We start from the raw sequence: 15,905 nt of genomic DNA, 5'->3' as shown, positions 1-15,905 counted from the left end.
TTTGTTTAAACTATATCTACGTTTCTTCCAACTCTTTCTTTAGTCTTCCTAATTTATTCACTCTATGAATATTGTTTATTGCACCTTAAGACGTTATATAAATTAGAGTTGCATCTTTTCTTATTTATAACTTATTTAAAGGTGTTGTATTTGACTAGCATAAAGTAAATAATAGTTCCTTTCCTGTTCTCTAATGGAAAATTTAGGTTTTTAATAATATGAACATATAATAACATGTATTATAGTTGTAGATAATCCCCCCCACCGTATGCTTTTTCAATACTCTCCCTAATGTATTTTTCAACGTTTAAGATCCTTTTTGTCTAAGTATTCAGTGAAGAAACATGCTACAACTAACAATATTTCTACAATCTCGATTTAAAAGTATGAGGATTATTTATTGGTATTGAAGAAGATAATATTGATAAGTGTATAAGTGGAATAACAACGGAATTACGATAGAAAAGCGCAAGATGATGATCCAGCGCTTTTTCGATATTATTTAATTACGTTCAACACTATACTCTTTTGAATGAATTTCTAAATTCAACTTATTTGAATAAACTTTATTCAAAATAAGAAATACGATGCCCCCTCCAATTGGAATCGTGTAGGCTGGAATATGATTTAATAATAGACCTGATAATACCAGCGCTATCGGCTGCATCATTTTACCTATACTTAATCCAATACTAAGCACTCTACCCCTATATTCATCTGGAATCTCTTTTTGCATAAAATAAATTAAAGGGATATCGATTAATGCTATCGTTAGCCCTACAAAGAACATAATAGCGCAATACATAGTAACAAATACAATATTACTTACTTCAATACTTTTGAATAAAACAGGGATACCTGAAACTATCATAAAAATCGCCAACATAAAACTTATTTTTTTCAATAGATAGGAATAAGAAAAACGATCAGTTATCTTTTTTACTAATATTGCACCCACTATCATACCTATTGGAAAAGTCCCTTGAATTATACCAAATTGTTTAGGACTCAGATTGAGAACTGTATTAATAATGTATGGTAATGGAACAGTTACAGCAAAACCTAAGAAAAAATTAAGGGAAATTAATATATTAAACGTATTCTTTAAGCTTTTCCTCTCAATTAAGTAAGAGTATCCCTCTTTTATATCTTTAATAAAATTAATTTCTCCCATAGAACATTCCTCGTTTATGTTTTGCTCGAACAATTTAAAGTTAATAAATAATATGGATATACCCGAAAGAATAAATGAAATACCGTTTATAATGATAAATGTTTTAATATCAAAGACTGCAAAAACAATCCCCCCTAGCATAGGGCCTAGTATTAAAGATACAGAATCGATAATTTTACTTATTGAATTAATACTCATAAGCCTCTTTTTAGAGACGATATTTGGTTTTGCAGCCTCTAATCCTATTCCAAAAAAGGTTGTAAAGACCGTCATTAGAAAGGTAGTAGTATAAATGATGAATAAGTTTAATCCATAATAGCTGCTTAATATATAAACAGTTACTAATAAGCACCCACTTAGTAAATCCATACAAACAACTAGTTTCTTTTTATCAACCTTATCAGCGATTACACCAGCAAATGGATTCATAACAATCATTGGAATCGTTCCTAATATGAGCGTAATTGCGAAATTTAACGCAGATCCAGTTATGTGTAAAACATATAATCCTAGTGCGAAACTATACATAGAGCTACCGAATATTGATACTGTTTTTGCAATTGAATATAAACAAATATTTCTTAGTTCTTGATTTCTTTTTTTATTTTCTATATGTAATCGTAAACTTCCCATCACTTTTCCCCCTGCCTAACTTTGTGTTACGTACATTGTAAGTTCTTGGGTCAACCCAATAGCAATATGTACTATTTGAAAAGTTTTCAGGGAAAATAAATAAAAGATGGGGTTAACCCCATCTTTTTCCGAAAAATGAATATGTATAAATTTCTTCTCCTTGAACAAAGAAATCCTCGTATTTTCCACCTCGTTTCAAATAGTTTGAAGTACTTTCATCTATGGATTGAAACTGTAAATCTTGGATTTCTTTCGTTACTTTTGAAAGTGTAAAATTTGCTCGAAAGTTATTTGTAATTTGACTATTTGAGCTGAAATTTTTAAATAAAATAAATAAACTTAATAAATAACAATCCGTTTTAAAAAGTGGATTTAATTCGTGAAGTAAAAAATCCTCATGCTCAAAACTATAATTGCTCGTACCAGAATGATCAATTACAATATCAACAGACCGATTCTGAATAGGGATATTCAAAAAATCAGCACAGATAAAGAGAATGTTTCTTTTCGGATTTTTTCTCGCTAATACATCTTTTATAAATAAAAGTTTATTTAAATCTCGATCCACTGCAATGTATAGGCAATCTTCTGGTAGTTCTTCATAAATGTTTCTCAAAAAGAACCCAAGTCCCGATCCTATATCCAGTATTAATTTATTATTTAAATCTAAATGTATTAGTTTCTTTTTCGCCCATTGTCCTTCTCTATGCATATTTTCCAAATACGCATTATCAGTTTCATGAATATAATCCGAAATAGTATCTTCAAGTGACGTTCGCTCATTTGCTTTAAATGATTTACCCGCAGTTATAATTCCTGAAGTAATAATATATTCTTCACCACAATTACAAATTAGCTTCCCCTCAGTAATTTGATTGTTAGTAATAATTCCATCTTGAAGAATTAGTTTTTTGCTACACTTAGAACATGTAAGCAAATGAAGTACGCTTAAATCTATCCCTATAATTGAATTCGAAGTTTCATTTGTTAATAATAAATCATGTAACACTTCCTTTAATTTATCCCGTCTCTTCTCCAAAAGTTCTATTTCCTGTTCCATCTGGTCATATTTCAATTTAAATATAGATTGGTAAAAAGTATCTTTTTTGTAATTCATAGATTTCGCTAAATTTTTATAAAAAAATAGTTCTTTAATTTCATTCAAGCTAAAACCTAGCTCTTTGTAATGTAATATAAGCTCTAAATCTGTTTGACAATACTCGTCAAAAAAATTGTGACCGCCCTTTTTTTCAGAAATAATGAGGCCGAGATCCATGTAATGTCTAATTGTATCAATACTTATGTTATTTACTTCTCCAAACTTACCAATTTTCATAACATCCCTACCATTTGTATATATTTTTATATAGATTTCTATTTTTATCTTTAAAAATCCTTTTATCTCTCTATACAACAAAATTTAAGGTATGTATAGGATATTTCAATGCCACATATTTTGTAAGTATATAATTTTTTATTTAATAAAATATACATGTAAACGGATATCATCACTTCTCCTTTATTTAACCCGTGGAGCAGGACTACTATTCTGATGACACTATTATTTCTATTTCTGTATGTGATGAATTACACCAACTTGCTCGAGAAAGTTAAAGATTCTCATTTCCAAATACCTTACAAAGTTATTGCTAAAAATGTTGGTTTTGTAGAACGAATCGGTAGAAACTAAGCAGAAGATTTAATTGATTTATATGTTTGGGTGAGTTAAAAAATTGCTAACACCTTTTTCAAATGCATGGAATATATAGGGATTTATAACTTAATATAGAACATAAACAGGAGAAGTTCATCTTGTAAATAAGGGGATATACTTATGGAATTAGAATCAAATGTTAAAGGAATTGTTTTATTAGAAAAGTTAATTGGCACTGGTAACAACAGTAAGGGGTGGATTAGAAAATGAAAATTGCAATAGTCTGTTTTGATAACTTTACTGATATAGATGTTTTTCTACCATGGGATTTATTAAATCGTGTACGTTTAGTTGGCGGTATTTCTGATTGGGACGTTCAACTATTAGGAACGGGAAAAACTCATATATCCATGTCTGGCTTACGTATTCCCATGACAGGAAGCATATCTGATATTCCGTCTGCTGACGCTGTAATATTTGCAAGTGGTAAGGGTGTACAAAATTTATATACAAATCAAGAGTATCTTAATAGTATTCATGTAAATCCTCAAAGACAATTAATAGGATCTATGTGTTCTGGTTCATTACTACTAGGAGCTAAAAAATTGCTAACAGGTAAAAAAGCCACTACATATCCATCCGCAGTAGAACAGCTTAAAGAATTTGATGTGGACGTTATTGAACAAAGTTTCGTGAACGAAGGAAATATTTCGACTGCTGCAGGCTGTTTTGCAGCTCAAGATCTCTCAGCTTGGATTATAAGGAACCTAATCAATGAAGAAATGGTCAATACTGTGCTAGAAACTGTTCAGCCAGTAGGCAAAGGTTTATATTTTTAATTTCAAATCAAATTGAGGGATTGGTTGCTCCCAAAAATGATAAAATGATCTTTTTTGCTTGATAGCGATGTAATATGCCTCCAATTTCAATTTAATTAAATAAAAAACCCGCGAATCATTCACGGGTTTTCATCTTAATAACTAATTGCTATTGTACCTTCACCTGCATGAACCGCAAATGAAATTGGTAATGGATATAATTTAAAGTCCATTTCAGGGAATGCTTGTCTAATATCTGAAATCCATTCTTCAGCTCCATCTTTATCGTTAGCATGGAACATATGAAGTACTTTTGGTAATTCTTTTTCAAGCTCATTTTTAATGTATTCTCGACATTTTTGGATTTTGCGAACTTTCTTTTCAAGTAAAAGTTCTCCACCTTTTACTTCTAATATTAAGTTAACACTTAATAAACTTCCAAGTAAAAATTGAACTCCCTTTACACGTCCACTTGCGTAAAGGCCTTTTAAACTTTTCGGGAATACGTGGAAAGGTCTTCTTTTTTCATTTACTAATGTTTTGTGTATATCTTGTAACGTCATACCATCATTGTATAACGATTTCGCTTTTCTAATTAGTTCATCCATTGGATAACTTGTTGTTTCACTATCCAATACCGTTAATGGGAAACCTGCCATGTCTGCAGCTAACTTCATGTTTTGATAAGTTCCACTTACTTTTCCGCTAATAGCAACTGCAAATCCCTCTTCATATTCTTCTTTGCATTTCGAAAATAAATCTACCATTTCCCCTATGTTAGGCTGTGATGTAGTGACAGTTTTACCTTCGTTCAAAGCATTATAAACGCGCTCACGCACACCTTCTTCACAATCTTTGTACGACACACCATCAATAATAACTTCAATTGGGATAACAAAGTTATCTCCTTCTGTTTTAAAACTCGCAGTTGTACTATCAGTAATCCAAGCAACACGCTTCATGTTGTTCCTCCCTTAATTCAATTCCTCTTTTCTGACTTTTCTATATATTTACGTTACGAAAAGAGAATATCCCTGTAATAGTAACAGGACTTTATTGTTTTGGCTATAGTAGATGGATATTAAATGTGAATATTTTTTGTCATTTTCACCAAAAAAAGAAGAAAATCGAAGCATTTGCCCGATTTTCTTCTTATCATACATTATTTAAAAGTTTCATTATCTAAAATTACAACATAATCGTTCGTCAATTGGCCAGCTTCTTTCGTATAACTAACAAGTCTTTGTATGTTATCACAGCAAAGTTTTGCTCCCCATACAAGTAACGGTACACCGATAAAGTCAATGTGGAACCTTCTAGAAAACAGACCACCGAAAGTCATTGGTATAGGTACTGTTGGTGATGTATTAGAAAAAATAATCTTTTCATGACTTTGATAATGTTTTTGCAGAATCTCTCCTAAATGCTTCATCGCAGGTACAACAACTTTTGATGCGCCGCATCCAATTGTATAAACCGGATTACCATTCTCGTCTATTCCATGAAAAATAATTTTCCCCATATCCTCTGTTTTCAATTTATTAAAGTAATCTACATTCAAAATTTCTTCTTTCGTTAACTTACGATCCGTTGGTAATTTATTTAAATGATAAGCTGCAGCAAGTGAAGTTGAATGTGTTCCGCCGAAATCTGTGTAAATAAATATCATATTATCATTCCTTGTTGTAAAAGTTCAATGTTATTTAGTATTACCGTTCACAGCATTGATAAACAAAGGATGAATGTATTTACAATTTTTTTGTTAATTCATTATATATTTTTCGATTATACTATCATCTATTTATTACGGTACACAATGTAATAGTCGTAAGCATTATTAATAAAAATAAACAGACGTACGTTTGACTCGTACATCTGTTAGCATCTTTATTCAAAACAAACATATCTATTAACCTGTATGAACTGTTAGTTAAAATACTTTTCGAAACAAAAACAATCATGAACTCGTTTAAATTGTTTTCTTATGTCTTCTTTATTTTCACCTGTATAATGAGCAAATGTTTGAACTGGATATAGCTGATCTATATTACTTTTCATGACACCTTTTATCTCGTCTTTATGATCCGAGTATACGTGTAAATATGAATCTACGTTTACAAATCCGTTCTTTTCATACTAATTGGATTGAATATGTTTTTTCTATATATTCCGTAAATTCAAGTCCTGTCTGTCTGTTCTTCGATTATTAATCCCAGTATGATAAAACCTGCATTGTTGTAGTGAAACTTACTTCCAGGTGCAAATTTGATCTTTTGTTTTCATTACAAAAACCACCCTTGTTTATCAATATTGTTCACCTTTCTTATATTTTCATATATAGGAGGGTGAACCCTCCTATTGAATACCATAAATCAAAACCAAGAGAACTATTTCGAATTGATTGACTCAGAGGAATACATCTTAGACTGTGATGGCAATAAAGTAAACACACACAATATGATAGTTATAAGTAACATTACTAATGAGCCTACAATAACCACAAGTTGTATAGAAATAAATTGAGTGGCAACTCCGAACAATATCGTAATTAAAATGGTGATGCCCGCAATCACAAGTCCATATATACTCCCAATCCGTCCCATGATATGGACAGGTATATTATTTTGATAAAAAGTATAAAATCCCGTATTTGCATATGCCATAGAGAAAGATAAAATAAAGAATCCGATAGTCGCTATTAAAAATTCATTTGAAAAAGCATAAATTAAATAACCGATTGCAATGAATAATGATCCTATTCCAATTAAAAATGATGGTGTTAATTTTTTTGATAAAATTGTATTTGTTATGGCTCCTAAAATAAACCCAGCTCCAGCGATACTAACTAAAAAGCCATATTCACTATCTGTTAACAATAAAACTTCTTTCGCAAATGATAATTCAAGTGAATCATTTGCGGCAACTAAAACCATCATTCCTTGAAATAAGAAGTAGACAAAAACGATATATAAAGATTTTTTACTAAAATTTAAAACGATGTTCCAATCTTTTTTTAGTACAGCTAGAGATAGCTTGTCATTTGACGTATGAATATCGGATTTTTTATCAAGATTAGGTAACAGCAATGTAATTACTCCTGATATGAGAAATGCTATAGCATTTATATATATAGCAAACTCCGGTGTACTTGCTATTAACAATACTCCCGCTATCGCTGGACCAATTAAAAATGCACCAGACCCTATTAAACTACGTAATGAGTTAAAACGTTGTCTTTGCTCCACGGGAATTAATTTTGTCATATACGTCATAGCAGTTGGCTCATAAATCGCACTGGCCATACTTATAAAGAATACGAATACATAAACAAACCAAAGTGATGGAAGTAGAGGTAAAATAGCGATAAATACCGCACGATATATATCGAGATGAATCATTAACTTCCGTTTATTTAAACGATCAATCATACTTCCTGACCAAGCGTTTGTAAATAAAGCGGCTAATGGTTTAATTACATATAAAGTAGCAACAGCTAAGGCTGATTCCCCCATATTATAGACAAGTACATTTAGTGCTATTAAGTAAATCCATGCCCCTAAATTCGCAATACCAACTCCAGACAGTAGTAATAAAGGATATTTCCAATCTTTAAGTGTGTTTTTCATTTTAGGCCCCCGCTTTCCAAATTGTTTTAAAACAATAAAAAAATCCCACCCCCAAGACTTTTAGTCTTAGGGACGAGATTTATCATCGCGGTGCCACCCTAGTTTGTTAATATGTCGCCATATTAACCTTATCAGGTACTGCATTCTATTACATGCTTATACCATAGCCCTATAACGGGAGCTCCCGTCACACTATCCCCTAATAAAAGGTTCCGATGTGCTGCTCAGAGGCTTGGTTCAATAAAGAATTTTTGCTCCTTTTCAGCTAAATAGAGCTCTCTGTGAAAAATTCATTTTATTTACTCTTCTCTTCACTACATTTAATTTTTCCATAATATCACAAGTTACGTTAACTGTAAATATAAAATAATCAGATATTTACGAAGTGTCACTGTTGATTCTCTCATTTATTATTTTTTAAAAAAATTACGGTGCGTGAAATTACTTAAATCTATAAAAAAAAGAGCCTATTGTATATAGACCCTTCACTTTGTCCGAATCAGTTTGTATTCGCCTCTGCTAACGGTTGTAACGGTGGTTCCAATTCTAGGATTAATGCATCGCCTTCTTGTATATCTTCTCCCTTTTCAATGCTCTGACTCGTTACATAGCCCGTACCTGTAGTTTTTAAATCTAATTTTAATAATTTAGAGAAATACATAACATCACGCATTGACCAACCTTGTAAATTTGGCATTATTGCGTTCTTCCCTAATAAAAATATACGATCCCCTTCACTCATTACTTCACCAGATTGCGGATATTGTTTTATTATTTTTCCTTCGCCTAAAATTATCGGTTGAAGCTTCTCTTTTTTTACACTATTCTCTACTGTATCCATTGATTGATTGACATAGTTTTGTACTTTTAATTGGGATCGTTTCGTTGCATCTACCATTTGTTTTTCTGTATATGGTTTCACCTTTAAATATTCAAGGCTATTTTTCACAACTGGTTTAAATATTTCAGCAAGCGGCTGAGCTCCATACTCGTCTCCCTTTAACTTTGGTTGTTTAATAGCTAAGTATACAATTAACTCTGGGTCATCAATCGGAGCCATACCTAAAAATGAAAAAATATAATTTTCTTTCCCTTCCATATATCGTCCATTTTCAGGATTCGGAATTTGCGCTGTTCCGGTCTTACCTCCTATTGGATAATCATCCACTTTATACATTGTACCAGTACCTTTTGAAGACGTAATAACACGCTCCATTAAGTCTCTTACTTTGTCCGCTGTCTCTTTTTTTATCGGATTCCCAATTTCTTTCGGTTGATTTTCCATAATAACTTGTTTGTTTGTTGGATTTACAACTTTGTCAACGATATATGGTTGCATCATTTTTCCGTCATTTGCTATAGCAGTAGCTGCTTGGATTAATTGGATGGGAGTTACTGTAGAACCTTGTCCGAAAGAAGTTGTGACTTGTTGAATTTGTGTATTTAATAATAATGTGTTTTTACTTTCGCCAGGTAAATCTATTCCGGTTTTTTGGTTGAATCCAAATTTATTCATATATTGCTTAAATTTATCCGGTTTCAATAACTGATCTTCTAAAATAGAAAAAGCTACGTTGGATGATCTTTCGAAGCCTTCATCAAATGTAATAGATCCCCATCCAAACCCACCGTTATGATCTTTTATATCAGATGAACCAACTGAATATTTTCCAGATTGGAAATATTCTTTCCCGTTATATACCCCTTCATTTATTGCAGCAGCTAACGTAAATATTTTCATTGTTGAACCGGGTTCGTATGCATTTGCGATTGGATCATTTAAAAAGTACTCGATATCACCTTTATTGGGGTTAAAACTAGGTTTACTAGACATCGCTAAAACTTTGCCTGTCTTTGGATCCGCTATGATTCCTACTAACATAGAAGGATCATAGTGTTCTTGTGCCTTGTTCATTGCTTCTTCTAAAAAACCATTAATTTGTTTATCAAGCGTAAGGTATACGTTATTTCCATTTTTAGCGGCTTCTACTTTTCCTATATCATTCGTAAGCGGAATCCCCCCTTGCGTGCCCACATATTCTATTTTCCCATTTGTAGAGCGCAAATATTTATCTAGACTTTTTTCAAGTCCAAATTTCCCTTCTGTATTTCCTTTATCATCTGGTCTAGCAAAACCAAGTATATAGGATGCAAGATCTTCATTTGGATATACTCTGGCTTTCTCTGACATAAAGGATACACCAGGGATTTTTAATTGTTTTATTTTTTCCTTCACTTCTCTAGATAAATTCCGACCAACTTTTCCAATTTCAACTTGCGTACGTCCCTCGTGAAAATTTTTTAGTACGTCCTCTTTATCAATTTCAAGCGCGGCAGCTAATTGTTCTGCGGTTTCATCTTTATTTTTCACGTTTTCTTTTCCTTTTAAATTCACAACAACACGATACGTTGTGGAATCTTGGACTAGCACTTTTCCAGTTTGATCATAAATCGTGCCACGATTTGCTTCCAATACACCATTTTTATTATGTTGTTCATTTGCTAGATCCTTTACATCCACATTATGCAGGACTCCTACTGCCTGAATATAGAAAAAACGCAAAAGCATAATAAGAAACAAAACAATAAAAGCAACCATAAAATACCGCGCGCCTTTATTCGTTTGAAGTTTATGCATGTTTATCTCCTTTCTCTATTAATTGATACATACAAAGATGCGCTTTAAAATATGTGATTTTTGTTTTCGATACTATATGTTTCGAAGTTTTCTTTTTAATTCCTTTAAAACAATGCAAAACTAGTTGTTGTTATTGTAATTTTATTTACATACTTAAAATACAGTACGTGAAATTTAAGAATATTCATTCTTTTAATTTTGTTGGAAGTAATCTATTCACTTGTATACAACAAAAAAGCCTCCTCTGGATTTCCAAAGGAGGCTTTTTTGCCTAATCTATAAGATTAATTATGAAATTTAAGCTACATGGTTATATTTCTTTAGAAAAGGAATTCGTTTCGCTACGAGTGCATACATTTTGAAAACAAGTTTTGCGATTGGTTCAAATATACGTTTTTTCTGCAATAATAAACTGCTTGTTATAATCGTTATTACAGCTGCACCCATTACATCTAAAGGAAAATGAACACCTACATACAAACGAGATATACAAACTAAAACCGCCCATAAAAATGCAATATATCTTAACTTTTCTCCTCTAAGCATAAAAGTGAATGCAATCGATAATACAAGTACAGAATGATCACTAACAAATGATGAGTTTTCTGCATGAGGTACTAATTGATTCACTTCATATGATACAAAAGGACGTGGATGATAATATACTACATGAATAAAAACATTTACTAGTAATGCAATTATTACTGAAAGTGTCGTATACAACACTGTATATTGTTTTCTTATCGCATTCTCTTTCTTTCCGTTATGAAACCATAAGATAAACATGAATAGAATAGCCACATATGCAGCGCTATTTGTAATAGCAATCATTGCCTTATCTAAGAGCGCAGATGTACCTGCTAAATTGTTTATCCATTGAAATACTGTGTAATTCACATTACTCTCTCCTTACAATTTCTTGTTTTACTTGAAATTAAGTTACAAGTTTACTTGATTTACACAGTATACAATATTTACACACATTTAGATTTTCAATTTATTCATTTTACTATTTTTCATTTGACAATTATGTAACTATTTACATGTATTAAAAATATATAGGGTGGAAAAACCTTTTAAATCAAATGATTCACAAACTATAAGTGTATATATTACATAACATATTCATATAAAAACATAGGTTATTAAATCATATTTTTATTCCATACGTAGAGCGATATTACCGAACTGTTCGCCCTGTTCCATACGGCTTAACGCTTGAATGGCTTCTTCTAACGAATAAACTTTATCAATAATTGGTTTAATTTTACATTTTTCTATAAACTTAATCATTTCATTAAATTCCTCACGGCTACCCATAGATGTCCCCATAATATCGATTTGATTATAAAATAATGCTCGTAAAGGTAATTCAATTTTATCTCCTGAGCTAGCACCAAAATTAACAATTCTCCCATTTGGTTTTAATACATCAAAATATTGTAAAAATGTTGCTGGACCTATACTATCAATTATTAAATCTACTTTCTCTCCGCGTAAACTCTCTTCCCAATTTCCAGAACTATTAAAAGAAATGTCTGCGCCATATTTTTCAGCAAGCTGTCTTTTAGTCGCTACCCTTGAAGTAACAATCACTTTTGCACCAATTGCTTTCGCAAATAACATGGAAAATGTCGCTACACCGCCGCCTATTCCCGGAATTAAAACATGTTCTCCACACTTCAATCTACCTTTTGTAAAAAGCGCTCTATATGCTGTTAATGCCGATAAAGATAAAACTCCAGCCTCATCCCAAGTAAGATATGACGGTTTTGCCACTACATTTTCAGCTGGTACAATCACATATTCAGCAAACGTACCATCTTTCGGTCCACCTAACACCTCTGGTAACTCAGGTATTTCAGCAATATTATCCCATCCAATGCTAGGATTTATAATAACCTCGCTATTTATTGAACTACCCCCACTTTCACTTCGTTTAGAAGTGGGGGATTCCTAAGTAAAGAGTTCTATCGAACTCTAATTTATTAGGCTATCTCCGCAGTCCTTGCGGTTAGAAGCCTTATCGCTTCATTCTTTAGATTGATACTTGCGTTAATATCCCTATCATGATGTGTACTACAAGAAGGGCATTCCCATTTACGTAGGTTTAGATTTTTAACGTCTTTGTTTTGATATCCACAACAAGAACATAATTGGCTTGAAGCAAATGTTTTCGATACGACAATGACTTGTTTGCCGTACCATTTTGCTTTATATTCCAACATGGTTCGAAACTGTGACCATGATACCTCACTAATTGCTTTTGCTAACTTATGATTTTTTAACATATTCGATACTTGCAAATCTTCTATACCGATAACATCGTGGTTTTTGATGATTTCAGTTGAGATTTTGTCCAAGTAATCTTTTCTAGAATTCATTATATATTCATGAATTCTAGCTACCTTAATTCTTTGTTTATTCCAGCGAGAAGATCCTTTCATTCTTCTAGAAAGAACACGCTGTACTTTTGCCAACTTCTCTTCTAACGATCGAAAAAACTTCGGGTTTTTATAGGTTGTTCCATCTGACAAAATCGCGAAGTCTTTTAGCCCTACATCCATTCCAATGTAAGAAAGTGTTTTCGGGAGTTTTTGCACTTCTGTTTCCACTAACAATGACACAAAGTATCTACCAGAAGGGTTCCTTCTAACCGTAGCATTTAAAATACGTCCCTTTACTTCACGACTTTTGGCAAATCGAACAAGACCTAGTTTTGGCAATTTCATTTTGTTGCCTACAACGGCAATGTTTTCATTTGTTTGTTTTGTGGTATAAGATTGTACGTTGTTCTTCTTAGATTTGAAACACGGGGCGCTGTTTTGTTTTTTGAAAAAGCGTGTATAAGCATCCGCAAGGTTGCGAACAGACGACTGAATAGCAATACTATCCACTTCTTTTAGCCAAACAAACTCTTTCTTCATGGCAGGGAGTTTGGCAGAGCATGTACCATATGTCAAACCTTTTCCTGTTTCCTTGTATGCATTATCCCATAGAGATAGGAAATGATTGAATACAAAACGAGAACAACCAATCGTTTTATTGATTAGAGTTGCTTGTGCTTTATTTGGATATATACGAAATTTATATGCTTTATTGATAATCATAAGTTTCACCTCCATTTCAATATATATCTATTATACACCGAACGTACATTCGGAATATAGTGAAATGATCATGACAATTTGTCAAGTAACACTTTACTACCTGTCGAACAATTAAGATGGCTCTTGCCATCCCTTGTCCGAAGCCAATTCATCTCCCACCTACTCACTAGGCTGTGGCCCTTCACGTTCCTTGAGGAAGGAGTCTTCTTGGCTAAAATGATAAATTATTTGAAACACCTTCTCCGATTTCTATAACAATTCCTGAACCATCTGACCCTATTACTAACGGCAGCTCCATTTCTTTTCTATTGTTTATAATAAATAAATCCCTATGATTTAATCCTGCAGCTTTTAACTTTACTTTTACTTCACCAGCATTAGGATTTGTTTCAGATGAAAATTTATATTCTAATCCTTCTATCCCTTTTTTATATTGATGTACAATAGCTTTCATTGTTTAATTCCCCCTTAATATTTTCAATGTACTAGAAATATCGAAATAAATAAAATAATCCGTCTCCAATAATTAGAAATAATGTATATCGTTATGACAAAAGAAAAAATTCCTCCCTATAAATAACGTAGGAAGGGGTTTTTAAAATTTTTTAGATAAGAATCTGTAATTTTAGTTTTTTTGAGTTTTGGCCAATTCTAAAATTCTTTGAATAAACGGTGCCTTTTCCTTTGTATATGAAACACGATCAAAAGGATATGTAGCTGCAAGTTTCTCTTTTAATTCTCTATATTCTTTACGTGCCCATTCATGTTTTATTAGAAAGTCTCGAAATAAAAGATTGTTTTTCCATTCGTCACTATTATAAATATAAACATGCAAATGATGGGTACCAGCTCTCCATTTTCCTTTTCTAAAAAAACGTCGATTACGTGTTTCTTTTGGAACATACTCATATCCAATTTTTAATAAATCTTCAATCCTCTTTTCAGTAATTTGTAAATCCGTTACGCCAATCATCATATCAATTAGAGGTTTCGCTCCTAATCCTTGTACAGATGTGCTCCCTATGTGTTCAATAGCAATACATTCTCCTCCAAATAATGAAATAAATTTCTCCTTTTCTATTAAATACTCTTCATACCAATCTTTTTGATATGGTTTAATAACGATTTGTTGTTCCATATTGTTCACCCTTTTATAAGTATTTATTATTATATTTATAAAATTTAATGTAATTAACATAGGATTTTTACAAAATATGTCGAATACTGAAATATACAACTTAATTATAATAAATGTGAGGTATATTATGAAAGATATTCCAGTTGAAATTCAATTAAATCAAGTAACATTCCAATTAAAAAAATATCATAATTTTGATTGGCTTATGAAATTAGGAACCGTATTTGCGGTTTTTGACCAGCAAGATTCAGGAAATCTATCTTTTGGTGTAGTAAAAGATGGGCATAAGAAATTTATTAAATATGCAGGGGCACATACAATTGCATATAACGGAAAGACCGGCGATGCAATTGATAGATTAAAAAATTCAGTTTCCTTATATGAAGAATTAAAGCATGAATCACTTATACAATTAATTGAACATTTTCCCGTTCAATCTGGATATGTCTTAATTTTTGATTGGTTTGATGGCGAATGTCTTCATTCACATTGGAGTTTCCCGCCTCCTGAGAAATATAAAAATCCAAACTCTCCTTATTATAAATATAAGCATTTATCTGTTTTGGAGCGAATTCAATCCTTAAATTCTATGTTTTCTTTCCATACATATGTCGAAAAGGAAAACTATGTAGCAATAGATTTTTATGACGGTAGTATTTTATATAATTTTCATACAAATAAGACGAAGATTTGTGATAGTGATTTATATTCTAAAAAACCATACGTGAATAAAATGGGAAGATTATGGGGTTCCTCGCGTTTTATGTCTCCTGAAGAATTTGAGCTAAACGCTATGATTGATGCAAGAACAAATGTATTTAATATGGGGGCGATGGCTTTCGAAATTTTAGGAGGTGGAAAAGATCGTTCCTTTACAAAATGGGAAGCAAGTAGGGATTTATATGAAATAGCGTATCGTGCTGTAAATGAAAGCCGAGCTGAACGATATGAATCAGTTAAAGTATTTTATGAAGAGTGGATAAACGTGGCAAATGCTGAAAATATATAACCAATATTATTAAAAACATAAAGTTTCTACTATAATCATGTATAACATAGATGCTTTCATGAATATTGCATATTAGTACTGTCTACTTGGTTAAGTCTATTTTGT

11 protein-coding genes, 4 pseudogenes and 1 other annotated feature are annotated in these 15,905 nt (G+C 31.9%); of the genes and pseudogenes, 2 read left to right on the top strand and 13 right to left on the bottom strand.

All coding sequences use genetic code 11. From position 1 onward, the window contains the following. Nucleotides 1–502: 502 nt before the first annotated feature. Nucleotides 503–1,807: an MFS transporter gene (locus tag NHG49_RS13750; RefSeq protein ID WP_064475388.1), complete on the bottom strand. Its 1,305-nt coding sequence runs from the start codon at nt 1,805–1,807 to the stop codon at nt 503–505. A gap of 112 nt (nt 1,808–1,919) precedes the next feature. Further along, nucleotides 1,920–3,143 carry a methyltransferase domain-containing protein gene (locus tag NHG49_RS13745; RefSeq protein ID WP_258126140.1) on the bottom strand — a complete coding sequence of 408 codons (1,224 nt, stop codon included), beginning with the start codon at nt 3,141–3,143 and terminating at the stop codon, nt 1,920–1,922. 584 nt (nt 3,144–3,727) lie between these two features. Here NHG49_RS13745 and NHG49_RS13740 point away from each other — a divergent pair. Next, nucleotides 3,728–4,300: a DJ-1/PfpI family protein gene (locus NHG49_RS13740; protein ID WP_064475386.1), complete on the top strand. Its 573-nt coding sequence runs from the start codon at nt 3,728–3,730 to the stop codon at nt 4,298–4,300. Between the two features lie 134 nt (nt 4,301–4,434). Here NHG49_RS13740 and NHG49_RS13735 read toward each other — a convergent pair whose 3' ends face one another. The 11 genes and pseudogenes from NHG49_RS13735 to NHG49_RS13685 all read right to left on the bottom strand — a co-directional run bounded on the left by NHG49_RS13735 (nt 4,435) and on the right by NHG49_RS13685 (nt 14,791). Continuing rightward, entirely contained in the window at nt 4,435–5,241 is an 807-nt protein-coding gene (locus NHG49_RS13735; protein ID WP_064475385.1) for a DegV family protein, read from the bottom strand. 200 nt (nt 5,242–5,441) lie between these two features. Then, nucleotides 5,442–5,948: a DUF3189 family protein gene (locus NHG49_RS13730; RefSeq protein ID WP_064475384.1), complete on the bottom strand. Its 507-nt coding sequence runs from the start codon at nt 5,946–5,948 to the stop codon at nt 5,442–5,444. Nucleotides 5,949–6,205: 257 nt separating this feature from the next. Continuing rightward, nucleotides 6,206–6,415: pseudogene (locus NHG49_RS13725) on the bottom strand (GNAT family N-acetyltransferase); the annotation flags it as partial. 22 nt (nt 6,416–6,437) lie between these two features. Beyond that, a pseudogene (locus NHG49_RS31695) lies at nt 6,438–6,543 on the bottom strand (penicillin-binding protein); the annotation flags it as partial. A 123-nt stretch (nt 6,544–6,666) separates the two neighbouring features. Continuing rightward, nucleotides 6,667–7,905: an MFS transporter gene (locus NHG49_RS13715; protein WP_258126139.1), complete on the bottom strand. Its 1,239-nt coding sequence runs from the start codon at nt 7,903–7,905 to the stop codon at nt 6,667–6,669. A gap of 65 nt (nt 7,906–7,970) precedes the next feature. Continuing rightward, nucleotides 7,971–8,229 (bottom strand) — a binding site (T-box leader). Nucleotides 8,230–8,404: 175 nt separating this feature from the next. Further along, nucleotides 8,405–10,543 (bottom strand): penicillin-binding protein, encoded by a 2,139-nt coding sequence (locus tag NHG49_RS13710; RefSeq protein WP_258126137.1) that lies wholly within the window; start codon nt 10,541–10,543, stop codon nt 8,405–8,407. Between the two features lie 297 nt (nt 10,544–10,840). Then, nucleotides 10,841–11,440, bottom strand: a complete 600-nt coding sequence (locus tag NHG49_RS13705; protein ID WP_064475381.1) for an undecaprenyl-diphosphatase — start codon at nt 11,438–11,440, stop codon at nt 10,841–10,843. 261 nt (nt 11,441–11,701) lie between these two features. After that, nucleotides 11,702–12,457, bottom strand: a pseudogene (locus NHG49_RS13700) (zinc-binding dehydrogenase); the annotation flags it as partial. Nucleotides 12,458–12,531: 74 nt separating this feature from the next. Further along, complete coding sequence (gene tnpB / locus NHG49_RS13695) at nt 12,532–13,653, bottom strand: IS200/IS605 family element RNA-guided endonuclease TnpB (protein ID WP_258126134.1); 1,122 nt, start codon at nt 13,651–13,653, stop codon at nt 12,532–12,534. A 220-nt stretch (nt 13,654–13,873) separates the two neighbouring features. Next, nucleotides 13,874–14,107, bottom strand: a pseudogene (locus NHG49_RS13690) (alcohol dehydrogenase catalytic domain-containing protein); the annotation flags it as partial. A 171-nt stretch (nt 14,108–14,278) separates the two neighbouring features. Continuing rightward, nucleotides 14,279–14,791 (bottom strand): GrpB family protein, encoded by a 513-nt coding sequence (locus NHG49_RS13685; protein ID WP_258126133.1) that lies wholly within the window; start codon nt 14,789–14,791, stop codon nt 14,279–14,281. Between the two features lie 127 nt (nt 14,792–14,918). On the opposite strand from NHG49_RS13685, the gene NHG49_RS13680 reads away from it, so the two are divergent. Continuing rightward, on the top strand, nt 14,919–15,800 hold the full coding sequence (locus NHG49_RS13680; protein WP_258126132.1) for a protein kinase: 882 nt from the start codon (nt 14,919–14,921) through the stop codon (nt 15,798–15,800). Nucleotides 15,801–15,905 lie beyond the last annotated feature (105 nt).

Source organism: Bacillus sp. IBL03825 (genome assembly GCF_024712505.1).
GTDB classification, from domain to species: domain Bacteria; phylum Bacillota; class Bacilli; order Bacillales; family Bacillaceae_G; genus Bacillus_A; species Bacillus_A wiedmannii.
This window is presented reverse-complemented; position numbering and strand designations above follow the sequence as displayed.

Bases quoted from the DNA above. Each gene is read 5' to 3' on its own strand.
- NHG49_RS13710 (WP_258126137.1), bottom strand. From the start codon at position 10,543: ATGCATAAACTTCAAACGAATAAAGGCGCGCGGTATTTTATGGTTGCT.
- NHG49_RS13680 (WP_258126132.1), top strand. From the start codon at position 14,919: ATGAAAGATATTCCAGTTGAAATTCAATTAAATCAAGTAACATTCCAA.
- NHG49_RS13730 (WP_064475384.1), bottom strand. From the start codon at position 5,948: ATGATATTTATTTACACAGATTTCGGCGGAACACATTCAACTTCACTT.
- NHG49_RS13735 (WP_064475385.1), bottom strand. From the start codon at position 5,241: ATGAAGCGTGTTGCTTGGATTACTGATAGTACAACTGCGAGTTTTAAA.
- tnpB (WP_258126134.1), bottom strand. From the start codon at position 13,653: ATGATTATCAATAAAGCATATAAATTTCGTATATATCCAAATAAAGCA.
- NHG49_RS13715 (WP_258126139.1), bottom strand. From the start codon at position 7,905: ATGAAAAACACACTTAAAGATTGGAAATATCCTTTATTACTACTGTCT.
- NHG49_RS13740 (WP_064475386.1), top strand. From the start codon at position 3,728: ATGAAAATTGCAATAGTCTGTTTTGATAACTTTACTGATATAGATGTT.
- NHG49_RS13745 (WP_258126140.1), bottom strand. From the start codon at position 3,143: ATGAAAATTGGTAAGTTTGGAGAAGTAAATAACATAAGTATTGATACA.
- NHG49_RS13750 (WP_064475388.1), bottom strand. From the start codon at position 1,807: ATGGGAAGTTTACGATTACATATAGAAAATAAAAAAAGAAATCAAGAA.
- NHG49_RS13685 (WP_258126133.1), bottom strand. From the start codon at position 14,791: ATGGAACAACAAATCGTTATTAAACCATATCAAAAAGATTGGTATGAA.